Source organism: Pseudomonas sp. Larv2_ips (assembly GCF_963879675.1).
Taxonomy (GTDB): domain Bacteria; phylum Pseudomonadota; class Gammaproteobacteria; order Pseudomonadales; family Pseudomonadaceae; genus Aquipseudomonas.
Window position 1 is genome coordinate 1,408,498 of sequence record NZ_CAWOAW010000027.1, and the last position, 23,831, is coordinate 1,432,328.

Below are 23,831 nucleotides of genomic sequence, written 5' to 3' on the forward strand. Positions count from 1 at the left end.
TAGCTGACTAATAATTAGCCACACTTTATTTTCAGTCTAAACCATGAGTTTTTTATGCCTTTAACCGATCAACACCGCTTTGGCATGCAGTTGGCGCAAATGTCCCGAGGTTGGCGCGCCGACCTGGACCGCCGCTTGGCGGGGCTGGGTTTGTCCCAGGCGCGTTGGCTGGTGCTGTTGCACCTGGCCCGTTTTGCGGAAGCGCCCACTCAGCGCGAGCTGGCTCAAAGTGTTGGCGTCGAAGGGCCGACGCTGGCCCGCCTGCTCGACAGCCTTGAAGGTCAGGGTCTGGTGCAACGCCAGGCGGTGCTGGAAGACCGTCGTGCCAAACGCATATTGCTGTGCGACACCGCCCGCCCGTTGATTGACCAGATTGAAACCATTGCCACCGCGTTGCGCCATGAGCTGTTTGTGGGCGTGGATGAAGAGGATCTGCGCGTGTGCATGCGTGTGCATGGGCACATCCTGGCGAATCTGGAAAAGTCCTGATCTGGGATTCGCCAGTGATCAAAAAGTGGGAGCTGGCTTGCCAGCTTCCACTTTTTTTTGTGCCTAGAACGTCTGGCCGAGGTTCAGGTACACCGCCTGCTGATTGTCATCATTGAACCCGTAGCTGAAATTCAGCGGCCCCAGCGGGGTATCGAACCCCAGGAAAATACTCGCAGCGTTGATGTAACCGCTGTCGAATTGATTGTCGTTGTTCCACGCCCGGCCGCGTTCCACCGAGGCCCCCAGGTACAGCGGGAAATCCAGCGGCAGGTACGAGCGCGGCGTCAGGCGGCGGTAGTACACCGCGCGCATCAGAGCGATGTTCTGCCCCGAGATCGCATCTTCGCGAAAGCCCGACAATTGCCGCGCGCCGCCCAGCAGGAAGCTGGACACCACCACGTCGGATTTATCCAGAGTGCGCCCGTAACGGCCGCCCAGTATGAGCGTGTCCGGGCCGCGGCTCATGGCCTTGTCCAGTTTGAACTCCCATTGTCGATAGCGCTGGTCCGAGCCTAACCCGGGCTCGAATTCGCGGAACGCCAGGCCGATGTCTTCGCCGGTGTGTGGGAAGTACACGTTATCGAGCGAGTCGAACGAGTACTTCAGTTCATAGAAGCCCTCGCTGAAGCTCACGCTCGGCAGGTCGCGGTCGCCGATGCGCACGTCCGCCTTGCCCCAGGCTTCGCCGACGCCGAAGCGGATTTCGCCGCTGTTGCCGATCTGGCGACCGACGTTCAAGCCAAAGCCATAACGCTCCAGGCGGTATTCGGAGATGGGATCGTTGTCCAGAATCAGTTCAACGTTCTGCGCCTGGGCACTGATATAGGGCGCGACGAAGTAGCGTGAACCGACATCCAGTGGCTGGTAGAACTCGCTGTACAGCTCTTGGCGATCACCGATCTGCACCCGCGTCAGCCATTCGGCGCCGAGGCGATTGATGCCATTCATGCGGTAGCTGGCGCCGAGGTTGAAGGCGCTGTCGCCGCGCATGTCATCCGACAGGTTCAGGCCCAGGCGCAAGTAGTCGGTGCCGCTGCGTTTGCCGCGAGCACTGATCACCAGGGTATTGTCCTGGCCCTTTTTCACCACGCGGTATTGCACCTGCTCGAAGTAGTCCAGGCCGTACAGGGTGCCCATGTCGGTTTGCAGACGGCCCAGGTTCAACGGCTCGCCCAGGTTTTGGCGGATGTAATAGCGGATCACGTCATCGCTGACCTTCGAGTCGTTCTCCACCTTGATGGCGGTGATCACGGGCGTGCGCTCGCCGGGCGTGCGGGCCGCGATCAGTTGCGGGTCGACAGGCTCAGCGGGGCGCAGGTGTGCCAGGCGTATATCAAGCGCGCGGGTGGCGCGGTAGCCGGCGTCGATCATGTCCTTGGCGCGGCCGAAGTCCGTCACGCCGTAGGCCGCCAGCGGCGGTTGGATCAGCACATCCTTGGGGTGCAGCGCCTTGAGTTGCTCTTCAGAGTTGCGCCGGGTCATCAGGGTGATCGACTGGTTGAGCACATCGACGACAGTGGCAAGTTGCTTGCGCGAACGCAGCGGGGTGCCGATGTCGACCACGATGGCAATGTCGACGCCCATCTCGCGTGCCACGTCCAGCGGGATGTTGTCGGTCATGCCGCCGTCCACCAGCAGCCGGCCGTCGATTTCCACCGGGGCGAACACCGCCGGGATCGACATGCTCGCGCGGATCACCTGGGGCAAGTGGCCTTTGTTGAACACGACTTTTTCGCCGGTGGTGATGTCGGTGGCCACCGCGCGGAACGGGATCGGCAGCTTGTCGAAGTTACGCGTGTTGCTGCTGTGGGCGAACATGCTTTCCAGCAGCAGTGCCAGGTTCTGACCCTGAATCACTCCGAGTGGCAGGCCGAGGCTGCCGTCGTCACGGAAACTGAGCTTCTGTTTGACCAAAAAGTCGCGGTCGTCCTGCTTGCGTCGAAACGGCACGTCTTCGCGCGGCGGTGCGTCGGACAGCGCTTGTTGCCAGTCGATATTCAGCGCGAGCTTTTCCAGCTCATCAATCTTGTAGCCCGAGGCGTACAGCCCGCCAATCACCGCGCCCATGCTGGTGCCGGCAATCGCATCGATCTGGATCCCTTGCTCCTCCAGGGCCTTGAGTACACCGATATGCGCCAGGCCACGCGCGGCGCCGCCGGACAGCACGAGGCCGATTTTGGGGCGGGGTGTTTCAACGGCGTCGGCGAGCAATGGGAGCAAACACAGAAACAGGCAAGACAACAGGCGGCGCATCATGAATCTCGAGGCTGGGCAATAAAGGCCGGTATTATAGCCACCCGATTCACCCAGCCCGTTATGCCAGGAACCTCTCAAATTATGTCGCTGAGCAAACCCGAGATCGTCATCACCTATTGCACCCAGTGCCAGTGGCTGTTGCGCGCCGCGTGGCTGGCCCAGGAATTGTTGAGTACGTTTGCCGATGATCTGGGCCGTGTGGCGCTGGAGCCGGCCACCGGCGGCGCGTTTCGCATCACCTGCGATGGCGTGCAGATCTGGGAGCGCAAGGCCGACGGCGGCTTCCCCGAAGCCAAGGTGCTCAAGCAGCGCGTGCGTGACCAGATCGACCCACAGCGGGATCTGGGCCACAACGACCGCACAGCCTGAGCATCAGGCCGTCGCCGCAGGCGCCTTGGCTTGGCTGGTGCTGCCCATCAGCCCGGAAAGCACGATGGCGACGATGATCAGCGCGCCGCCCAGCAGCATGCGCAGGGTCGGGGTTTCGGCAAACAGCACCCAGGCCGCGGTGATGCCGTAGACCGGTTCCATGGCAAACACCACCGAGGCGGTGCGCGCCTTGATCACCGCCAGGCTGGCGACAAACAGGCTGTGGGCCAGGCCGGTACAGAACACCCCGAGCAGCCCGATCCACAACCAGTCAATTGCCCGCACATCCGCCAGTCCGGGTGCCGCCACTGGCAGCAGACAAGCCGCGACCACCACGTTCTGACACAGCGCCGCCTGCACCGCGGGGATGCGCCCGGAACTGGCGCGGTTGTTCAGCGACAGCAGCGAAAACAGCAGGCCCGAGGCAATGCCCCAGAGCAGGCCGCCGGTGGCTGCGCTGGCAAGGTTGAAGTCTGGCGTCACCAGGATCAGGCCGACACTGACCAGTACCACCAGCAGCACTTCATTGGCGCGAATGCGCTCGCGGAAGATCAGTCCTTCGAGAATCACGGTAAACGCCGGGAACGCGGTAAACCCAAGCGTGGCGACGGCGACGCCGGCGACTTTGACCGCGATGAAGAAGGTTACCCAATGCGCCGCGAGCAGCACGCCGCTGATCAGCAGGCGGCGCCAGTCGCGCATCTGGAGTGTTTTCCAGGTGGTGTTGCTGGCGAATCGCGCAAACACGGCGAGCGCCACCACGGCGAAGGCCGCCCGGCCAAAGACGATGATGGCGGGCGAGGCTGCCGCCAGCTTGCCGAATACGCCGGTGAGGCCAAACATCAGTGCGCCGATATGCAGGGCGCCGAGGGCTGAGCGGGGAGTCATTGCGATCCTTGAACCAACGGGGTGACAGAATCGCAGTCTAGAGGTTGGAGGTGTGGGCGTCTGTCGTCCGGCTCGCGTTTTTTGTCGCAAGACTATGATGAGCGCCGCAATGCGCCCGGTGATGCGCCAAATTCGCGCAACATCGCGGCGGCAAACGCACTTTGCGAGCTGTAGCCGACGCGCTCGGCAATGTCGCCGATGGGCAGCGGCGTGTTGCGCAACAGGTTCAAGGCCATCTGCAGGCGCCGCCCGCGGATGTAGTCCATCGGCGTCTGCCCGCACTCGGCGATAAAGCGCGCGTGCAGGCGCGCGACCGACAGGCCGGCAATGCGTGCAAGGTCCGCGACCTGCAATGGGTGCGCAACGTGTCGTTCGATATGCGCATCAAACGCCGCATACGGCAGGCGTCGTCCCGGCATCGGTTGGGCCAGCGGGTGATTGAGGCTGGCCAATAACAGCACCGCGCCTTGCTGCACGATCAGCGGGTCATCCACCGGGCTGTGCGCCAGCCATTGCACCAGTTGGCTTTGGCGCGAATCCAGGGTCAGGCGTGCCGATTGGTCGAGCAGGCGGCGGCTGGCATCGGCATGCTCGCCCAGCGATTGCACGACCCAGTGTTCGGTGGGTACATCCAGCACCAGGCAACGGCTGCCATCGCGGCTGCCGCAGGCGTGGTGGGCGGAGAAGGGCAGCACCATCACGCTGTTTTCGTGCACCTGGCTGCCCCGGCCATCGACTTCCAGGTCCAGGTGCCCGGACAGGCCAAACACCAACTGCGCATGGTCATGGCTGTGGGCAAGCGGCTCTTCGAGGTAGTGGCGCAGCGTGAGCGTCGGTCTCATCGCAGTCTCCTGAGGGTGCAGGGCGCCAGTCTACAACGCTTCACGAGCGCCAGGCGCTGTCATCAGACTGACGCACCGCTGTCATGGGCTATTAACCACCAGGGCGCAAGCTCGCGAAAACACCGTCGAGGGATGCCCATGACCCGTGCCGAATTCGCCAAACCCGGTCGTAAACAACGGGTTCGTACCTTGTGGATTTCCGACGTGCACCTGGGCACGCGGGACTGTCAGGCCGAACACTTGTCGCGGTTTCTCAAGGGTTACCACGCCGACAAGGTGTACCTGGTTGGCGACATCATTGATGGCTGGAAAATGCGCGGCGGCATGTATTGGCCCCAGGCCCATACCAACGTGATCCGCCGCCTGCTGACCATGGCCAAGCGCGGCACCGAGGTGATCTATGTCACCGGCAACCATGACGAGTTCCTGCGGCGCTATTCCAAGCTGATCCTGGGCAATATCCAACTGGTCGACGAAGCGGTGCACGTCACCGCCGATGGCCGGCACTTGCTGGTGATCCACGGCGACCAGTTTGATGTGATCACCCGGTACCACCGCTGGCTGGCGTTTCTCGGCGACTCGGCCTACGAATTCACCCTCACGCTGAACCGCTGGCTCAATCACTGGCGGGCGCGGTATGGCTACGGCTACTGGTCGCTGTCGGCGTACCTCAAGCACAAGGTCAAAACGGCAGTGAGCTTTATCAGCGACTTTGAGGAGGCGATCGCCCACGAAGTGACCAAGCGCGAGTTGCATGGCGTGGTCTGCGGGCATATTCACCACGCGGAAATCCGCAAGGTGGGCGAGGTGGATTACCTCAACTGCGGGGATTGGGTGGAGTCGTGCACGGCGTTGATCGAGCACTGGGACGGGCATATCGAGTTGTATCGGTTGGCGGATGCGCAGGCGAAGGAAGCGCAGATCAAAGCCGAGATGGTTGCGGGCTAAAAACCAACACCATTCAAATGTGGGCGCGGGCTTGCCCGCGAATGCGCAGTGTCAGTCAATCTATTGGGTGACTGTCACACTGCATTCGCGAGCACGCCCGCTCCCCCATTTATTCCCCGTTTCTTCAGTGGGAAACGTCGGCGATGGCCTCGGCCAGCAGGGTCAAACGCGTCGCGTCGATGCCCGCCACGTTGGCCCGTCCCGAACTGACCATGTACACGCAGTGCTTCTCGCGCAGTTGCTTGACCTGTTCGGCACTCAAGCCGGTGTAGGAAAACATCCCGCGCTGCGCACCGATATGCGCAAAGCGTTCGGCCAGCCCGTGGGGTGCCAGCGCCTCTACCAGGCCTGAACGCAACTGCGCGATCCGTGAACGCATGGCTTCGACTTCGTCGCTCCAGCGCTTTTTCAGCTCGGCATCCCCAAGGATGGTCGCCACCACGGCGGCGCCATGGTCCGGCGGCGTCGACCACAGATTACGCGCGGTGTTTGCCAGCTGGCTGCGCACATCCGTGAGCTTTTCAGCATCCCCCGCGCACACGATCAACGCGCCGACACGGTCGCGGTACAGGCCAAAGTTTTTCGAGCAAGAGCTGGTGATCAGCACTTCCGGCAGCTCGGCGGCAAACAGTCGCACGGCCCAGGCGTCCTGCTCCAGGCCGTCGCCGAAGCCTTGATAGGCGAAGTCGATCAGCGGCAGCAATTGGCGCTCGCGCACGATCTGCAGCACCTGGCGCCAGTCGTCCTGGGACAGGTCAAAACCGGTCGGGTTGTGGCAGCACGCGTGCAGCAACACCACGTCGCCCTCGGGCACCGTGGCGAGTGTGGCCAACATCGCGGCCACATCCAGGCGATTGTCGGTGCCCACGTAGGGGTAGTGACTGACCTTGAGCCCGGCCTTGGCGAAGATGGTTTCGTGGATCGGCCAGGTCGGGTCGCTCAGCCACACGCCGCGCCCCGGCAGGTTATGGGCGATGAAGTCTGCGCTCAGGCGCAGGGCGCCGGTGCCGCCTGGGGTTTGCGTTGCACCGGCACGGCGGTCGCGGATCAAGGCCGAGTCGGCGCCGAGCACCAGTTCGCTGATCAGCGCACCGAATGCCGCATCGCCGTGGCCGCCGATGTAGGTCTTGGTGGTCTGGGTGTCTACCAGGCGCTGTTCGGCGAGTTTTACCGAATGCGGAATCGGCGTGAGGCCCTGGTCGTCTTTATAGACGCCGACGCCCAGGTCGAACTTGTTCGGGTTGCTGTCCTGGGCATACAGGTCCATCAGCCCGAGGATCGGGTCGCCGGGCACGCGGCCAATGGCATCGAAATGCATTACTTGCGGCCCTCGGCGTCCTTGGCCACTTCGTCAGTGCGCGCGGCCATGATGAAGTCGTTCCGGTGCAAGCCTTTGATCGAGTGGCTCCACCAGGTCACGGTGACTTTGCCCCACTCGGTGAGCAGGCCTGGGTGGTGGCCTTCGGCTTCAGAGATTTCACCCACGGCATTGGTAAAGGCCAGGGCAAATTTGAAGTTCTTGAACAGAAAAACCTTTTCCAGCTGCATCACGCCGTCGCGTACTTCAATGTTCCAGTCGGGAATCTGCTTGATCAGTACCGGCAACTCTTCATCGCTGACTTGCGGGGCGTCGGCACGGCAGGCTTCGCAGTGGGCTTGGTTCAAGGTGGTCATGGGAAGTGTCCTGAATTCGAGTGTTTGAAAAACGGTCGTCAGTGGCGTCACCCTAAAGCAACGCGCGGCCAGGGAACAGACTCACCTGGCCTCAAAACATAAGGTTCAAGCCGCTTTGGGTTTGGGCGGAAATTTCGGCGCGTGCAGACCCAACTGCATACCGCGCTCGACCATGCCCATGATGTCTTCCTGCGCCACTTCGAACAGGCGCTTGAGCTCGGGCAGGACGAAATACAGCGGTTGCAGGATGTCGATCCGATACGGCGTGCGCATCGCTTCGAGCGGGTCGAAGGCTTGGTGCTCGGGCTCATCCGACAGGCAATACACGCTTTCCTTGGGCGACGACAGAATGCCGCCACCGTAGATGCGCCGGCCTTGTGGGGTGTCCACCAGGCCGAACTCGATGGTCATCCAGTACAGGCGCGCCAGGTACACGCGCTGTTCCTTGGTCGCGGCCAGGCCGAGCTTGCCGTAGGTGTGGGTGAATTCGGCGAACCAGGGGTTGGTCAGCAGCGGGCAGTGGCCGAAGATCTCGTGGAAAATATCCGGCTCTTGCAGGTAGTCCAGTTCTTCGCGGGTACGAATAAAGGTCGCCACTGGAAACTGCTTGCTGGCGAGTAATTCGAAGAAGGTCTGGAAGGGGATCAGCGCCGGCACGCGGGCGACTTGCCAGCCGGTGGTCTCGGCCAGCACCTGGTTGATTTCACCCAATTGCGGAATGCGGTCCAACGGCAGGCCGAGCTTGTCGATGCCGTCCAGGTATTCCTGGCAGGCGCGACCCTCGATCACTTTCAACTGGCGCGTGATCAGGGTGTTCCACACCGCGTGTTCTTCCGGCGGGTAGTGGATAAAACCTTGCGCATCGGGCTCGCGGGCCACGTAGTGCGTTTGCTTCATACGGCTCTCCTGCTAGGCATTCGTTCTTGTTATGTCCTGCGATGAGCCTATTGATAACCCGCAAGGCGCCGGATTCCATCGGGCTGCGGCCTAATGCTGTAGGAAATGTTACCGGTTTTTGTAAAGTATTCGTTACGATGGCCCGATTCATCGTTGTCTTGGGCTGTGAAATGCCCATGGGCTGTCACATAATCTTGACGACTATCTGCGCCCAGCGGCAAAAAGACGCGGCGCCTTCCCACCTTTCGGGCTTTTTCATGCGTATTAAAGTGCACTGCCAAAACCGTATCGGCATCCTGCGGGACATCCTCAACCTGTTGGTGGAGTACGGCGTCAACGTCGCCAAGGGCGAGGTCGGTGGCGAACATGGCAATGCGATTTACCTGTTTTGCCCCAACCTGGTGAACATGCAGTTCCAGGCGCTGCGCCCGCAATTTGAAGCCATTGCCGGGGTGTTTGGTGTCAAGCGGGTAGGGCTGATGCCCAGCGAACGTCGGCATATGGAGCTCAATGCGCTGCTTGGCGCCCTGGAGTTCCCGGTGCTGTCGATCGACATGGGCGGCTCCATCGTTGCCGCCAACCGCGCGGCGGCGCAGTTGCTCGGGGTGCGCGTGGACGAGGTCCCGGGAATTCCACTGTCGCGCTATGCCGAGGACTTCGACCTGCCGGAACTGGTGCGGGCGAGTAAGTCGCGCATCAATGGCTTGCGGGTCAAGGTCAAGGGCGACGTATTCCTGGCGGACATCGCGCCGCTGCAATCCTGCGAACACGATGACAGCGAAGCCATGGCGGGTGCCGTGCTGACCCTGCACCGCGCCGACCGCGTCGGTGAGCGCATCTACAACGTGCGCAAGCAGGAACTGCGTGGTTTCGACAGCATCTTCCAGAGCTCCAGGGTCATGGCGGCCGTGGTGCGCGAGGCGCGGCGCATGGCGCCTTTGGATGCGCCTCTATTAATAGAAGGCGAAACCGGCACCGGCAAAGAGCTGTTGGCCCGCGCTTGTCACCTGGCCAGCCCGCGTGGGCAGTCGCCATTGATGGCGCTCAATTGCGCAGGCTTGCCGGAGTCAATGGCCGAGACCGAGCTGTTTGGCTACGGGCCTGGTGCGTTTGAAGGCGCCCGGGCCGAAGGCAAGCTGGGTCTGTTGGAGCTGACGGCAGGCGGTACATTGTTTCTGGATGGCGTCGGTGAAATGAGCGCACGTCTGCAGGTGAAATTGCTGCGTTTTCTGCAGGACGGATGCTTTCGCCGCGTGGGCAGTGATGAAGAGGTCTACCTGGATGTGCGGGTGATCTGTGCGACGCAGGTGGACTTGTCTGAGCTTTGCGCCCGCGGCGAATTCCGCCAGGACCTTTATCACCGCCTCAATGTGCTGTCGCTGCATATCCCGCCGTTGCGCGAATGCCTGGATGGGTTGGCGCCGTTGGTTGAGCATTTCCTCGATCAAGCCAGCCGGCAGATCGGCTGCCCGCTGCCCAAGCTGGCACCGGCTGCGATGGACCGGCTCAGCCACTATCACTGGCCGGGCAATGTGCGCCAGCTGGAAAACGTGCTGTTTCAGGCGGTGTCGTTGTGCGAAGGCGGGACGGTCAAGGCAGAGCATATTCGCTTGCCGGATTATGGGGTGCGTCAGCCGCTTGGCGATTTCTCGTTGGAGGGAGGGTTGGAGCAGATCGTCGGCCGGTTCGAGAAGGCGGTGCTGGAAGCCTTATATGCCGAGCATTCCAGCAGCCGGCAACTGGGCAAGCGCTTGGGCGTGTCGCACACCACCATCGCCAATAAGCTGCGTGATTATGAAATCCTCAAGGCCGATAAATAACTGGCGGTCTACACACGATTAAAACTGTGGGAGCGGGCTTGCTCGCGAATGCGACGTGTCAGTCACTACATGTGCAGACTGATACACCGCATTCGCGAGCAAGCCCGCTCCCACATTTGTTATTTGTCATCTTCAAGACCTGTGCTTGCCGCAGGCGGCAGTAGTCCGCCGTTTTTTCGACTCTCGTCCAGCCACATAATCTCCATGCCTGCGCGCAAACCCCCGTCCCGCCTGGACTTTTCCTCGTTTTTAAAAGTTGGTTCGCAAATTGCTTAAGCCTCATCAGTACAGCGGTGGGCGGCAAGCGTCCGTCAGAAAGAGGATAGAGCGTGGACAAGTACCTTTATGTGGCAATGACCGGCGCCAGCCAGAATGCACTGGCGCAGAAGGCCCATGCCAACAATCTGGCGAACATCTCCACCAACGGTTTTCAGCGTGACCTGGAGCAGGCGCGTTCGATGCCGGTGTTTGGTGACAGCTTTCCGGCGCGCGCGTTTGCCATGACCGAGCGGCCAGCCACCGACTTCTCCCCGGGCGCCATGATCGAAACCGGTCGTGACCTCGACGTGGCGGTCAGCGGCGACGGTTGGATGGCCGTGCAAACCCCCGATGGCAGTGAAGCCTACGTGCGCAGCGCCAGCATGAATGTGGATGCGCTGGGCGTGCTGCGGGCCGGCAACGGTATGCCGATCATGGGCAACGGTGGCCCGATTGCGGTGCCGCCGCAGCAGAAAATCGAAGTGGGTGCCGACGGCACCATCAGCATCCGCGCCATGGGCGAAGGCCCGCGGGTAATGGCTGAAGTGGACCGCATCAAGTTGGTCCAGCCGGACCTCAAGAACATGACCAAGGGCCTCGACGGCACCATCCACACCAAGGATGGCCAGCCGGCCCAGGCGAACGCCAACGTCACGCTGACGTCGGGCTTCCTGCAGGCAAGCAACGTCAACGCCGTTGAAGAAATGACCGCGGTGCTGTCGCTTTCCAAGCAGTTCGAGCTGCACATCAAGATGATGAACAGCGCCAAGGAAGACGACCAGGCCATGACCCGCGTTCTGGCGATGAGCTGATTGCCGCGTTACTGACCGACTACTAATTTTGCAGCGCAGCGCCAACAAACAGGCGCACGAAGGAGAACAGCATGCTTCCGGCTCTATGGGTTGCCAAAACAGGTTTGTCCGCCCAGGACACCAACCTGACCACCATTTCCAACAACCTGGCGAACGTGTCGACCACGGGCTTCAAACGTGACCGCGCCGAGTTCCAGGACTTGCTCTATCAGATCAAGAAGCAGCCGGGCGCCCAATCGACCCAGGACAGCGAATTGCCGTCGGGCCTGCAACTGGGTACCGGTGTGCAGATCGTTGGCACGCAGAAGAACTTCAGCGCCGGTAACCTGCAGCAAACCGGTCAGCCGTTGGACATGGCCATCAACGGGCGCGGCTTCTTCCAGATCCTGCAACCGGATGGCACCACGTCCTATACCCGTGACGGCACGTTCCACCTCGACTCCAATGGCCAGATCGTCACGGCCAACGGTTTCGCGCTGGAGCCGGCTGTTGTGGTTCCCGCCGATGCCAAGACCTTTACCGTCGGCAACGACGGCACTGTGTCGATCACCGTGGCCGGCAACCCGGCTTCGCAAGTGATCGGCAACCTGCAAACCGCCGACTTCATCAACCCGGCCGGCCTGCAAGCGATGGGTAACAACCTGTTCCTGGAAACCGCCTCCAGCGGCGCGCCGCAAATCGGCACCCCTGGCCTGAACGGTTTTGGCACCACGCTGCAAAGCACCCTGGAAACCTCCAACGTGAGCACGGTTGAGGAGATGGTCAACATGATCACCACCCAGCGCGCCTACGAGATGAACTCCAAGGTGATTTCCACCGCCGACCAGATGCTTTCGTTCGTAACGCAGAATCTGTAATCAAGTCTATGGGGCGCCATCGACGGCGCCTGCAACACCGTGAGGTAAGGGTCATGAATCGCTATGTTTCTGTTCTGGCATTGAGTGGGATCGCCGTGCTCGCGGGCTGTGTCGCCCCGACGCCAAAACCCAATGACCCGTACTACGCGCCGGTGTTGCCACGCACGCCGTTGCCGGCGGCGGCCAACAATGGCTCGATCTACCAGGCCGGTTTCGAACAGAACTTGTACAGCGACCGCAAGGCGTTCCGTGTGGGTGACATCATCACCATCACCCTGAACGAGAAAACCCAGGCCAGCAAAAATGCCAACTCGCAGATCGGCAAGACCAGCAAGACCAGCATTGGCCTGACGTCGCTGTTCGGTGGCGTGCCCAACACCAATAACCCGCTGGGCAGCGGTGACCTGAGCCTGGACGCCGGCTACAGCGGCGACCGCGCCACGAACGGCAAAAGTGCGGCGGGGCAGGGCAACAGCCTGACCGGTTCGATCACCGTGACCGTCGCCGATGTACTGCCCAACGGCATCATCGCCGTACGCGGTGAAAAGTGGATGACCCTCAACACCGGCGACGAGCTGGTGCGCATTGCGGGCATGGTTCGCGCCGATGATATTTCCACCGACAACACCGTGCCGTCGACGCGGATTGCCGACGCGCGCATTACCTACTCGGGTACAGGTTCGTTTGCTGATGCGAGTCAGCCAGGCTGGTTCGACCGTTTCTTCCTTAGCCCGCTGTTCCCTTTCTAGGTGGCCACTTTGAAACTCAAACAGCTGATGGCTGCCGCGTTGTTGCTGGCCTTGAGCACAGGGGCCTTGGCTGAGCGGTTGAAAGACATCGCCAGTATTTCCGGCGTGCGCTCCAACCAACTGATCGGGTACGGCCTGGTGGTGGGGCTTAACGGCACGGGTGACCAGACCACCCAAACCCCGTTCACCCTGCAGACGTTCAACAACATGCTCTCGCAGTTCGGTATCAAGGTGCCGCCGGGTTCGGGCAACGTGCAACTGAAAAACGTCGCGGCCGTGTCCATCAGTGCCGATTTGCCGGCGTTCTCCAAGCCGGGTCAGGTGGTGGACATCACCGTCTCGTCCATCGGTAACTCCAAAAGCCTGCGCGGCGGCACGTTGCTGATGACGCCGCTCAAGGGTATCGACGGCAACGTCTACGCCATCGCCCAGGGCAACCTGGTGGTCGGTGGTTTTGACGCCGAGGGCCGTGACGGTTCGAAGATCACCGTTAACGTGCCATCGGCCGGGCGTATCCCGGGCGGCGCCATGGTGGAACGCACCGTGCCCAGTGGCTTTAACCAGGGCAACAGCCTGACCTTGAACCTCAACCGTTCGGACTTCACCACCGCCAAGCGCGTGGTCGACAAGATCAACGACATGCTCGGCCCTGGCGTGGCCCAGGCCATTGACGGCGGCTCTATCCGCGTCACAGCGCCACTGGACCCAAGCCAGCGTGTCGATTACCTGTCGATCCTGGAAAACCTCGAGGTCGATCCAGGCCAGGCGGTGGCCAAGGTCATCATCAATTCGCGTACCGGCACGATCGTGATCGGTCAGAACGTCAAGGTATCGCCGGCGGCCGTGACTCACGGCAGCCTGACCGTGACCATCACCGAAGACCCGATCGTCAGTCAGCCTGGGCCTTTGTCCAACGGCCAGACGGCGGTAGTGCCGCGTTCGCGGGTGAATGCTCAGCAAGAAGCCAAGCCGATGTTCAAGTTCGGCCCCGGCACCACGCTGGACGAGATTGTCCGCGCGGTGAACCAGGTGGGCGCAGCCCCAGGCGACTTGATGGCGATCCTCGAAGCGCTGAAACAGGCCGGCGCCTTGCAAGCCGACCTGATAGTGATCTGAGCCATGGTCATGGATATGCGCAAGAGCGGGATCAGCAGCACGGCGGATTCTGGGTCTTACTCCGACCTGAACCGGCTTAACCAGCTCAAGGTCGGCGCCGACAAGAACAGCGAAGGCAACATGCGCAAAGTCGCGCAGGAGTTCGAGTCGCTGTTCCTCAGCGAAATGCTCAAGTCCATGCGTTCGGCCACGGAAGCGCTGGGCAAGGACAACCCGCTGAATACGCCGGCGGCCAAGCAATACCAGGAAATGTACGACCAACAGTTGGCGGTTTCGATGTCTCGCGAAGGCGGTGGTATTGGCCTGGCCGACGTGCTGATGCGCCAGATGCAGAAGAACAAACCGGTGGACGCCCAGGCGGCCACGTTGCAGGGCCCGGAGGAGGCGCAAGCGCCAGTGAAGAAGGTCGATGTGCCGACTGAAATCGGCGCAGGCACCCAAGCCGAAGGGCCGTTGGGCCGCTCCAACGGCCAGCGTCCGCTGTGGGCTTATCGCGTGGCCGTGCCTGAAGGCGCGAGCGCGCACGCCAACGACATGGAGCTGATGAACCAGCGCCGTATCGCCTTGCCGAGCAAGCTGACTGACCGTCTGTTGGCCGGCATCGTGCCGAACGCGCCGGTCGCCATCGATGCCAAGAGCGCGCCGCTGCGTAACAGCGCCGCCGCCGACAACGTGGTCAACAGCACCGCGCGCAGCATTGCCGTACCGAGCGGGCGCATGCAGGTGTATGGCCGCGCCATCGCCCAGCCACCGCTGGCGCCGGCGAAGAAAGCCTTCAGCTCGCAGGATGAATTTGTCGCCACCATGCTGCCGATGGCCAAGGCGGCCGCCGCGCGCATCGGTGTCGACCCCAAGTACCTGGTGGCCCAGGCCGCGCTGGAAACCGGTTGGGGCAAATCGGTCATGCGCGCCGAGGACGGCAGCAGCAGTCACAACCTGTTCGGCATCAAGGCCGGGCAGAGTTGGCAGGGCGGCCAGGCGCGTGCAATTACCAGCGAGTTTCGTAATGGGTCGATGGTCAAGGAAACGGCGCAATTCCGTTCCTACAACTCCTATCAGGACAGCTTCCACGACCTCGTGACATTGCTGCAAAGCAATGATCGCTATAAAGAAGTTGTGAAATCAGCCGACAACCCGGAACAGTTTGTGCGCGAGTTGCAAAAAGCCGGATATGCAACCGACCCGGACTACGCCAGCAAGATTTCGCAGATCGCCAAAACGATGAACAGTTACCAGGATTACGCTGCCGCGGGCGCATCCACTCATTTATAAGGTCTGAATCATGAGTTTGCTCAATATCGGGATGTCGGGGCTCAACGCCGCTCAAGGATCGTTGTCGGTCCTGAGTAACAACATTGCCAACGTCAACACCCCGGGATACTCGCGTCAGCAGACCACCCAGAACGCCAGCGCCAACAATCAGTACGGCGGCGTGTACATCGGCAGCGGCACGACCCTGGCGGATGTGCGCCGCATCTATAACGATTTCTTGGGCGCCGCTTACCAGAGCAGCACGGCCCTCAACAGCGACGCCACCGCCTACGCGGGCCAGGCGGCTGCGATTGACAAGACCCTGTCTGACAAGTCCACCGGCATGTCTGCGGTGCTCAGCGCGTTTTTCGCGTCCCTGCAAACCGCGGCAGCGACCCCGAGCGACGTGTCCGCGCGCCAACTGCTGGTGACCAGCGCCCAGACCCTGAGCAACCGCTTCAACGCGATCTCGACCCAGCTGACCCAGCAAAAAGAAAGCATCAACAGTCAACTGAGCACCATGAGTGATCAGGTCAATAAGCTGACGTCGTCGATTGCGTCGCTGAACACGCAAATCGCAACCGCCCAGGGCTCGTCGACCAGTGCGCCGGCCAACCTGCTGGATGCGCGTAACGAGGCGGTGCGTTCGCTCAACGAGCTGATCGGCGTAACGGCCACCGAGAAGAACGGCCAGTTCAGCATCACCACCGGCACCGGCCAGTCGCTGGTAGAAGGCGGTGTGGCCAACACGATTTCGGCCGTGCCGAGCAAAACCGACAACAGCCAGTACACCATTCAGCTCAACATGGGCGACACGCCGATGGACATCGGCAACGTGGTGTCCGGCGGCAGCATCGGCGGCCTGTTGCGCTATCGCAGTGATGCGCTGATACCGGCCATCAACGACCTGGGCCGCATTGCCATTGCCACCGCTGACAGCGTCAACAGCCAGTTGGGCCAGGGCCTGGACCTGAACAGCGATTTCGGTTCGTCGTTGTTCAGCGACATCAACAGCGCCGCGGCCATTGCCCAGCGTAGCCAGGCAGCCTCGGGCAACAGCGCAGGCTCGGGCAACCTGAATGTGACGATTGCCGACAGCAGCAAGCTCTCGACCTTCGACTACAAAGTCACCTTCACCAGCGGCAACCAGTACAACGTGGTGCGCTCCGACGGCAAAGCCATGGGCTCGTTCGACACCACCACCACGCCGCCGCCCGTGATCGACGGCTTCACGTTGGCGCTCGATGGCAAAGGGCCGATGGCTGCCGGTGACAGCTTCAAGGTCAGCCCGACGGCCACCGGGGCCAGCAACATCAGCGTCGACCTCAAGGACCCGAACAAGCTCGCGTTCGCGGCGCCACTGGCCGGCAATGCCAGCACTACCAACACCGGCACCGGCACGTTCACGCCGCCGACATTGACGCTGCCGATCGATATCAACGGTGGCGCTGCCAGCGCGCAGTTGCGCACCGGGATCGAAAACTCGATGCCGGTGAAGATGGTGTTTGGCAAGCCTGCGGCAGACGGCACCCAGTCCTACACAGTGAGCGATGCCCAGGGCAACCCGATCGGCACCGGCAGCATCATTCCGGGCCAGGGCAACAAGGTCTCTATCAGTGTGCCGATGCGTGATGCCAGCGGTACGTTGATTCCAGGCAAGAGCTTCAGTTTCGACACCACCGTGGCGGGCACGCCCGCCAACGGCGACAGCACGACCTTTTCGTTCAACAGTGGCGCCACCTCCGATGGCCGCAACGCTCAGCAATTGCTGGGTTTGCAGACCAAGGCGACGGTCGGTGCGGTGGATGGCAATGCGGGCGTGAGCCTGGTCAGCGCCAACAGCCGGCTGGTGTCCCAAGTCGGTTCCAAGGCCGCCCAGGCTAACACCGACAGCACCGCCACCGGCGCCTTGCTGGCCGCGAACAAGGCGGCCAGCAACTCCGTGTCCCAGGTCAACCTGGACGAGGAGGCGGGCGACATGATCAAGTTCCAGCAGTACTACACCGCGTCGTCGCAGATCATCAAGGCCGCGCAAGAAACCTTCAGCACACTGATCAACGCCCTTTAAAGGAGTCTGGAACGATGCGTATCTCTACACAGCAGTATTTCGACACCAGCTCCGCCAAATATCAGGATAACTATTCGGGTGTGGTGAAGGCTCAGGACCAGGCCAGCTCCGGTGTGCGCGTGCAGACCGCTGCGGATGATCCGGTAGCCGCCGCGCAACTGCTGATGCTGCAACAGCAAAAAGACATGCTGGGCCAATACAACGGCAATATCACCAGCCTGCAAAACTCGCTGACCAACGAGGAAAGCGTGTTGGCGAGCATCAACACGGCCATGCAAACCGCCAGCGGCCTGGCGCTGCAGGCGGGTAACCTCAAGCTCAGCAACGACGACCGCAAGGCCATCGCCGCTCAGGTTGGCGCGCTCGAAGACCAGGTATTGGGCCTGCTCAACACCAAGGATTCCAGCGGCAACTATATGTTTTCCGGGGCCAAGACCGACACGCCGCCCTACAGCCGTAACAACGATGGCACCTACACCTACCAGGGTGATGAGACGCCGCTGAGCCTGCAAGTGTCGAGCAACTTGACGATTGCGGCGGGCGATACCGGCAAGACGCTGCTGGAAAGCTCCGGCAACACCGGGCGCACTCAAGCGACGATTTTGCCGCCGGCGGTCAACGACGGCAAAGTCGCAATTTCGGCGGGCCTGGTCACCTCGGGCACCGCTTACACGAAGAACTTTGCCGATGGCCAGCCGTACAAGCTGACCTTCTCCAGCAGTACCCAATACAGCGTGACCGACAAGGACGGCAACGACGTTACGTCCGAGATCACCGGTAACGGCACATTTGATTCCACCAAGGAAGGCGCGTCCAGCGTCAACCTGCGCGGGGTCAAGTTCGACATCAGCCTGAACCTTGGGTCTGACGTGGCCTCGGGCGCACCGTCTGATGCGCTGGTGGCGGGCAAGGCCTTTACGCTGGAAAGCAAGCCGGACACGTTCAGCAGTTCGCGCACAGCCAGTAATCCGTCTACGGCGCAGTTGACCGGTGGCCGGGTCACGGACCAGGCAGCCTACGCCAGCACCTTTCCGAACTCCGGTGCGGTGATCAAGTTCACCAGCGGCAATGACTACGAGGTGTACGCCCAGCCGTACTCGGCGAACAGCAAGTCGATTGCCACCGGCACCATGGCCACTGGCGCGACGTCGATCACGGCTGCCGGGGTGACCTTTGATGTGAGCGGCGCGCCGGGGGCGGGTGATCAGTTTTCCGTGAGTGCCACCAGCAACAAGAACATGAACGCCCTGGACACGCTGGGCCAACTGCGCAAGGCGCTGGAAACTCCGGCCGATGGCGACCCGGTGGCCATGAACAAGCTCAAGGACGTGATCAATACCTCCATCGGTAACCTGGCCAACGCTTCGGCGCAGATTGACCAGGTGCGTGGCTCGATTGGTGCGCGCCAGAACGCGCTGGATATCCAGAGCCAGGAAAATACCAGCCTGGGGCTGGCCAACACCTCCACCATGTCATCGCTGGCGAACGTCGACATGGGCCAGGCGGCCATTGATCTGACATTGCAGCAGACCATGCTGCAGGCTTCGCAGCTGGCGTTTGTGAAGATCTCCCAGTTGAGCCTGTTCAGCCGCATGTAACCGGCGAGCGTACAAGCGGCCCACCCTGGCAACAGGGTGGGCCGTTGTCGTTTCTGGGGGCGGGAATGTTGCAGGGTTTTGCATAAAGCGCACAAAATTGAGTGACCTGTGAGTCATAAAGCGCATCTTCACTGTATCGTGTGAAAAGGATAAGTCGTCGCAGGGTCTTTGCGCGGGGGCTTTCAGCGATATTTTTACGGGGTTATCCCCTTTATTGTCAGCGCTCCCGGCGTAGCCCGAGGGGTGTTATCCAGCTATTTAGTATTGGGAAGCCACAATGATTGGCATAAAAAGCATCGCCAGTTACGTGCCGGCAGACGGGGTTGATAACTACGCCCAGGGCGCCAAATTCGCCAAGGATGAGGATTTCATCATTGGCAAGATCGGTTCGGCGTTCCTGCCGCGCAAGGATGCTGCGCAGGAAACCTCCGACCTGTGCGTCGAGGCGGTCAACGCCTTGTTTGCCAACAACCCTGATTTGAAGCGCGAGTCCATCGACGCGCTGATCGTCGTGACCCAGAACGGCGATGAGGAAGGCTTGCCCCACACTGCCGCCATCGTCCAGGACAAGCTGGGCCTGCCGACCCACGTGGCGGCGTTCGATATCTCGCTGGGTTGCTCGGGCTATGTCTACGGCATCTACGCGATGAAAGGCTTCATGGAAGCCACCGGCCTGAAAAACGGCCTGCTGATCACCGCCGACCCGTATTCGAAGATCGTTGATCCGGAAGACCGCAACACCACCATGCTCTTCGGCGACGCCGCCACCGCCACCTGGATGGGCGAAGATGCGCCGTGGTTGCTCGGCAAGTCGAAGTTCGGCACCGACGGTTCCGGTGCGCCGCACCTTAAGGTCAGCGACGGCGTGTTTTTCATGAATGGCCGCCAGGTGTTCAACTTCGCCCTGCTCAAAGTACCGGCGCATTTGCACGAGCTGCTCAACGAGTCTGAGCTTAAGGCTGACGAGATTGATGCGTTCTGCATTCACCAGGGCAGTGCGGCGATTGTCGACGCCGTGGCGCGACGGTTTGAAGACGCACCGGTGGAGAAATTCATCAAGGACATGGTCGAGACGGGCAATACCGTGTCTTCCAGCATTCCACTGCTGCTGGAAAAGCACATGATGGACGGCGACTGGAAGCGTGTTGCGATCAGTGGCTTTGGTGTCGGTTTGTCGTGGGGTTCGGCGATTCTCTATCGTCCGTGACCTGCTGATAGCGCCGCACACAAAAACGCCCAGGCTTGAAAAAGCCTGGGCGTTTTTTATTTGGCGCCAGAAAACCCAGCAAATGCGAGGCTTTGGGCTATCGTAAATGCTTGAATTACAAAGGGTGGCCCGTTGCTAGTAAAAAAAATCAAAAAAGTCCTCAAGAGACCTGCATTCACGACGATAACTATTACGAAGGTTCTCTAGGCCACACCCGGCGGTTGCCAGGGCCGGAAGCCGCAGTACACCACCCACGAGGATTTCGTCATGGCTTTAACAGTAAACACCAACCTTGCTTCGTTGAACGTTCAGAACAACCTGAACAAGGCTTCTGGCGCCCTGCAAACTTCCATGCAGCGTCTGTCCTCCGGCCTGCGTATCAACAGCGCCAAAGACGATGCGGCCGGCCTGCAAATCTCCAACCGTCTGACCAGCCAGATCAACGGCCTGGGCGTTGCAATCAAGAACGCCAACGACGGCAGCTCGATTGCTCAGACCGCTGAAGGCGCCATGCAGCAGTCCACCAACATCCTGCAAAGCATGCGTACCCTGGCTCTGCAATCCGCCAACGGCTCGCCAAGCGCTGACGACCGTAAGTCGAACCAGGCTCAATACGCAGCACTGACTGCTGAATTGACCCGTATCGCTACCACCACTACTTTCGGTGGCAAGAACCTGCTGGACGGTTCTTTCGGTACCACTTCGTTCCAGGTCGGCGCCAACGCCAACCAGACCATCGACATGAGCATCGGTAACGTTGCAGCCAACAACATTGGTTCGCAGCAGCTGAAATCCCAAGGCGTTGCTCCAAGCGCAACAGGCGTTGCCGGCGGCGCACTCACCGTTACCGGTGGCGGCCAGTCCAAGAACCTGACCATCGCTGCCGGTGCTTCGGCCGGGCAGATCGCTGCGCAAATGAACGGCGCTGTAGGCGGCCTGGCTGCTACTGCCAGCACTGTTGCTCAGTTCACCGTTGACTCCGCTGCCATCGCTGCTGCAACCCCTGCCAGCGCCAACTTCACCTTGCAAGTCGGTAGCGGTGCTGCGGTTCAGTTCACTGGCGTGGTCAAAGCTTCTGACCTGGCTGACCAACTGAAGTCCAACGCTGCCAAACTGGGCATCACCGTTAACTACGATTCGACCACTCAAGCGCTGTCGGTCAAGTCCGATACCGGTGAGAACCTGACCTTCAACGCTGGCGACGCCGGTGCTATCGCAGGCGTCAAGGTTGCCACCCTGGATGGTACCGGTACTGCCGGCACTGCCGTTGCTCTGGCTAACACCGCTATCATCGCAACCGGCGCAGTTTCCCTGAACTCCTCCAGCAGCTACTCGCTGAGCGGCGCTGGCGTGACGGGTCTGTTCGCAGCTACCGGTACTGCTGCCAACTCCACCAAAACCACCGTCAACAACACTGACATCACCACTGCTGCCAACGCACAGAACTCGATCGACGTGATCACTCAGGCGATCTCCGACATCGACTCCCAGCGTGCCGGCCTCGGTGCTGTACAAAACCGTTTCGACAACACCGTTGCCAACCTGCAGAGCATCTCCGACAACTCCAGCGCCGCTCGCGGTCAGATCCAGGACGTTGACTACGCTGCAGAAACTGCTCAGCTGACCAAGCAACAAACCCTGCAACAGGCTTCCACTGCGATCCTGTCCCAGGCCAACCAACTGCCATCCGCTGTACTGAAGCTGCTTCAGTAATAGCCATCGGTAGATGACTGACGGAAGGGCGCGTTTACGTGCCCTTTTGTCTTTTGCGTGATGAGGAGATTGGACATGGACATGAGCGTCAAGTTGAACCTGTCTTATCCAGCAGCGGCGCCGCAGAGCGCGCCTGCCCCTGTGACAGCCGACCCGCAGAAAACCAAGGTAGACCCCACGGTTGCCACGGGCGAGCCCAAGCAAGACTCGAAATCCTCCGACCTTGAACAGGCGGTAACGGATATTCGCAAATTCGTCCAGGCTGCCCAGCGCAACCTGGATTTTTCCATTGATGACTCCACCCATCAGGTGGTGGTCAAGGTCATTGCGACCGACAGTGGCGAGGTCATTCGTCAAATCCCTTCGGAAACGGCATTGAAACTCGCACAAAGCCTTCACGATGCCAGCAGTGTGTTGTTTGACGCTAAAGTCTGAGCTGGCATGAATTTTGTTGCTGTAGCTGCTTTAGGCGTCGTCCGTCAATAAAGCGCCAGCCCCGGATCAGGAGAAGAATCATGGGTGATATATCAGTTAGCGGCCCCGTTACGGGCATTGATACCCAGCAGATCGTGACGGCATTGGTGAACGCGGAACAGGCGCCGAAGCAGTCGCAGATCAACAAGCAGACGCAAACGTCGACTGCCCAGCTGTCCTCGATCGGCAAGATTCAAGCCGCGCTGGATGCCTTCCGTGGTGCCATGGACAACATGACCAAGGACGCCAGTATCGGCGGCCTGACCGCGACGACGTCGGATGCCAACGTGTCTACCGTTACCCTGGGTGCCGGTGCCTCCGCGGGCAGCTACCAGCTGATAGTCAACCAGTTGGCGACCGCCTCGAAGGTTGCTACCCAGAATTATCCAACCGGCGCGAAGACCGTCGTCAATACCGGCACCACCGCGACGACCCTGGAAATTTCCCAGTCAGGTCAGAGTTACGGGGTCAGTGTTCCGCCAGGCGCGACGCTGCAGCAAGTGCGTGACTCGATCAACGCGCAATACAGCAGTGCTGGCCTGAGTGCCAACATTCTGACTGATGCCACCGGTTCTCGCCTGGTGATGACGTCGACCAATACCGGCGCCGGCACGGACATTACCCTGGGGGGTAACTCCGGCCTGGAAGCGGGTTCGTCGGTTGTGGGTGAACCACCGCAAAACGCTAAATACACCATTGACGGCACGGCTCAGGAATCCAAGAGTAATACCCTGACCGAGGCGATCAGTGGTGTGAGCATCAAGTTGACGGCGGTGTCGCCTCTGCCGGCCGGGATCACTGGGGCGCTCCCTGACGGCATGACGCGCGTGGCCTCGACCATTACGGTCACCCGCAGCAACGACACCCTCAAAAGCTCGGTAAAGGGTTTTGTCGACACCTACAACGCCTTGATGACTGCGATGAACACCGAAACTGCAGTGACTAACAACGCAGACGGTTCCACCACGCGCGCTGCGCTGACAGGTGATGCCACCATGCGCTCCCTGCAGACGGCTTTGCGTAGCGAGTTGAACGCGTTGACGGGCACGGGCACTTTGAAGTCTCTGGCCCAATTCGGAGTGAACACTGACTCGGGCACCGGCAAGTTGAGTATTGACGACAAGGTGTTCGGTGCGGCCATCTTGACCAACCCTACCGACATCGGCGGTATTTTCAACGGTGACAATGGCCTGTTGGCGCGCATGAAAACCGCGACCGACAGCTACGCGCTGAGCAACACCGGCGTGCTCGCCACGCGTTCGTCGACGCTGTCGGCCAACATCAAGGACCTGCAGAACCAGCAGGACACCCTGACCGCGCGCATGGCCGCGCTGAAAACCAGCCTGACCGCCAAATACACGACGATGAACAACCTGGTGGCCCAGCTCACCAGCCAGCGTTCCAGTGTCATGAGCACGCTCAACGCGCTGAACAAGTCGTCCTCGGACAGCTGATCCCGATGAAGCCGCCCGGTGGTGAATACCGCCACCGGGTGCCGCCTTCGACCGACTTGCGGGTTAAAGTTTTTTGCGACCCAGTCGACAT

Annotated in this window: 21 protein-coding genes; 15 read left to right on the forward strand and 6 right to left on the reverse strand. The window is 60.9% G+C overall.

The features are described 5' to 3' along the window. The first annotated feature begins 54 nt into the window (after nucleotides 1–54). The gene (locus AACV02_RS23325) at nucleotides 55–489 is read left to right on the forward strand and encodes a MarR family transcriptional regulator (protein ID WP_119742270.1); all 435 of its coding nucleotides are present in this window, start codon (nucleotides 55–57) and stop codon (nucleotides 487–489) included. A 63-nt stretch (nucleotides 490–552) separates the two neighbouring features. On the opposite strand, the gene AACV02_RS23330 is transcribed toward AACV02_RS23325, so the two are convergent. Then, nucleotides 553–2,742 (reverse strand): patatin-like phospholipase family protein, encoded by a 2,190-nt coding sequence (locus tag AACV02_RS23330; protein ID WP_119742272.1) that lies wholly within the window; start codon nucleotides 2,740–2,742, stop codon nucleotides 553–555. Nucleotides 2,743–2,826: 84 nt separating this feature from the next. Between AACV02_RS23330 and AACV02_RS23335 the strand changes: the two genes are divergently transcribed. After that, a complete protein-coding gene (locus tag AACV02_RS23335; RefSeq protein ID WP_106576434.1) occupies nucleotides 2,827–3,114 on the forward strand; it encodes a SelT/SelW/SelH family protein in 288 nt (95 codons plus the stop codon). A 3-nt stretch (nucleotides 3,115–3,117) separates the two neighbouring features. Here AACV02_RS23335 and AACV02_RS23340 read toward each other — a convergent pair whose 3' ends face one another. Both AACV02_RS23340 and AACV02_RS23345 read right to left on the reverse strand, forming a co-directional pair. Then, nucleotides 3,118–4,002: a DMT family transporter gene (locus AACV02_RS23340; protein ID WP_119742274.1), complete on the reverse strand. Its 885-nt coding sequence runs from the start codon at nucleotides 4,000–4,002 to the stop codon at nucleotides 3,118–3,120. Nucleotides 4,003–4,094: 92 nt separating this feature from the next. Next, nucleotides 4,095–4,844: an AraC family transcriptional regulator gene (locus tag AACV02_RS23345; protein ID WP_119742277.1), complete on the reverse strand. Its 750-nt coding sequence runs from the start codon at nucleotides 4,842–4,844 to the stop codon at nucleotides 4,095–4,097. A gap of 138 nt (nucleotides 4,845–4,982) precedes the next feature. On the opposite strand from AACV02_RS23345, the gene AACV02_RS23350 reads away from it, so the two are divergent. Then, complete coding sequence (locus AACV02_RS23350) at nucleotides 4,983–5,792, forward strand: UDP-2,3-diacylglucosamine diphosphatase (protein ID WP_119742279.1); 810 nt, start codon at nucleotides 4,983–4,985, stop codon at nucleotides 5,790–5,792. A gap of 124 nt (nucleotides 5,793–5,916) precedes the next feature. Here AACV02_RS23350 and AACV02_RS23355 read toward each other — a convergent pair whose 3' ends face one another. The 3 genes from AACV02_RS23355 to phhA form a co-directional block, all read right to left on the reverse strand. Next, nucleotides 5,917–7,110 (reverse strand): amino acid aminotransferase, encoded by a 1,194-nt coding sequence (locus tag AACV02_RS23355; protein ID WP_119742281.1) that lies wholly within the window; start codon nucleotides 7,108–7,110, stop codon nucleotides 5,917–5,919. Continuing rightward, complete coding sequence (locus AACV02_RS23360) at nucleotides 7,110–7,466, reverse strand: 4a-hydroxytetrahydrobiopterin dehydratase (RefSeq protein ID WP_106576439.1); 357 nt, start codon at nucleotides 7,464–7,466, stop codon at nucleotides 7,110–7,112. The genes AACV02_RS23355 and AACV02_RS23360 overlap by 1 nt, the downstream gene beginning before the upstream one ends. Before the next feature lie 105 nt (nucleotides 7,467–7,571). Further along, nucleotides 7,572–8,363, reverse strand: a complete 792-nt coding sequence (gene phhA, locus AACV02_RS23365; RefSeq protein WP_106576440.1) for a phenylalanine 4-monooxygenase — start codon at nucleotides 8,361–8,363, stop codon at nucleotides 7,572–7,574. A 257-nt stretch (nucleotides 8,364–8,620) separates the two neighbouring features. On the opposite strand from phhA, the gene AACV02_RS23370 reads away from it, so the two are divergent. The 12 genes from AACV02_RS23370 to fliD all read left to right on the forward strand — a co-directional run bounded on the left by AACV02_RS23370 (nucleotide 8,621) and on the right by fliD (nucleotide 23,740). Next, complete coding sequence (locus tag AACV02_RS23370; protein ID WP_119742283.1) at nucleotides 8,621–10,183, forward strand: sigma-54-dependent transcriptional regulator; 1,563 nt, start codon at nucleotides 8,621–8,623, stop codon at nucleotides 10,181–10,183. Between the two features lie 329 nt (nucleotides 10,184–10,512). Continuing rightward, complete coding sequence (locus AACV02_RS23375; RefSeq protein WP_106576442.1) at nucleotides 10,513–11,253, forward strand: flagellar basal body rod protein FlgF; 741 nt, start codon at nucleotides 10,513–10,515, stop codon at nucleotides 11,251–11,253. A gap of 71 nt (nucleotides 11,254–11,324) precedes the next feature. Then, nucleotides 11,325–12,110, forward strand: a complete 786-nt coding sequence (gene flgG / locus AACV02_RS23380) for a flagellar basal-body rod protein FlgG (protein ID WP_005790105.1) — start codon at nucleotides 11,325–11,327, stop codon at nucleotides 12,108–12,110. Nucleotides 12,111–12,163: 53 nt separating this feature from the next. Next, nucleotides 12,164–12,859, forward strand: a complete 696-nt coding sequence (gene flgH, locus AACV02_RS23385; protein WP_003214607.1) for a flagellar basal body L-ring protein FlgH — start codon at nucleotides 12,164–12,166, stop codon at nucleotides 12,857–12,859. Nucleotides 12,860–12,886: 27 nt separating this feature from the next. Beyond that, complete coding sequence (locus AACV02_RS23390) at nucleotides 12,887–13,975, forward strand: flagellar basal body P-ring protein FlgI (protein ID WP_106576713.1); 1,089 nt, start codon at nucleotides 12,887–12,889, stop codon at nucleotides 13,973–13,975. 3 nt (nucleotides 13,976–13,978) lie between these two features. Continuing rightward, complete coding sequence (gene flgJ / locus AACV02_RS23395) at nucleotides 13,979–15,247, forward strand: flagellar assembly peptidoglycan hydrolase FlgJ (RefSeq protein WP_119742287.1); 1,269 nt, start codon at nucleotides 13,979–13,981, stop codon at nucleotides 15,245–15,247. 10 nt (nucleotides 15,248–15,257) lie between these two features. After that, nucleotides 15,258–17,294 (forward strand): flagellar hook-associated protein FlgK, encoded by a 2,037-nt coding sequence (gene flgK, locus AACV02_RS23400; RefSeq protein WP_106576444.1) that lies wholly within the window; start codon nucleotides 15,258–15,260, stop codon nucleotides 17,292–17,294. Nucleotides 17,295–17,308: 14 nt separating this feature from the next. Further along, nucleotides 17,309–18,892, forward strand: coding sequence for a flagellar hook-associated protein 3 (locus AACV02_RS23405; protein WP_119742289.1), 1,584 nt, complete (start codon nucleotides 17,309–17,311; stop codon nucleotides 18,890–18,892). A 277-nt stretch (nucleotides 18,893–19,169) separates the two neighbouring features. Next, a complete protein-coding gene (locus AACV02_RS23410) occupies nucleotides 19,170–20,099 on the forward strand; it encodes a ketoacyl-ACP synthase III (protein WP_106576446.1) in 930 nt (309 codons plus the stop codon). 267 nt (nucleotides 20,100–20,366) lie between these two features. Next, complete coding sequence (locus AACV02_RS23415) at nucleotides 20,367–21,812, forward strand: flagellin N-terminal helical domain-containing protein (protein WP_119742291.1); 1,446 nt, start codon at nucleotides 20,367–20,369, stop codon at nucleotides 21,810–21,812. A 75-nt stretch (nucleotides 21,813–21,887) separates the two neighbouring features. Beyond that, nucleotides 21,888–22,247 (forward strand): flagellar protein FlaG, encoded by a 360-nt coding sequence (locus AACV02_RS23420; RefSeq protein ID WP_106576448.1) that lies wholly within the window; start codon nucleotides 21,888–21,890, stop codon nucleotides 22,245–22,247. Nucleotides 22,248–22,327: 80 nt separating this feature from the next. Beyond that, nucleotides 22,328–23,740: a flagellar filament capping protein FliD gene (gene fliD / locus AACV02_RS23425; protein ID WP_106576449.1), complete on the forward strand. Its 1,413-nt coding sequence runs from the start codon at nucleotides 22,328–22,330 to the stop codon at nucleotides 23,738–23,740. The last annotated feature ends 91 nt before the right edge of the window (nucleotides 23,741–23,831 follow it).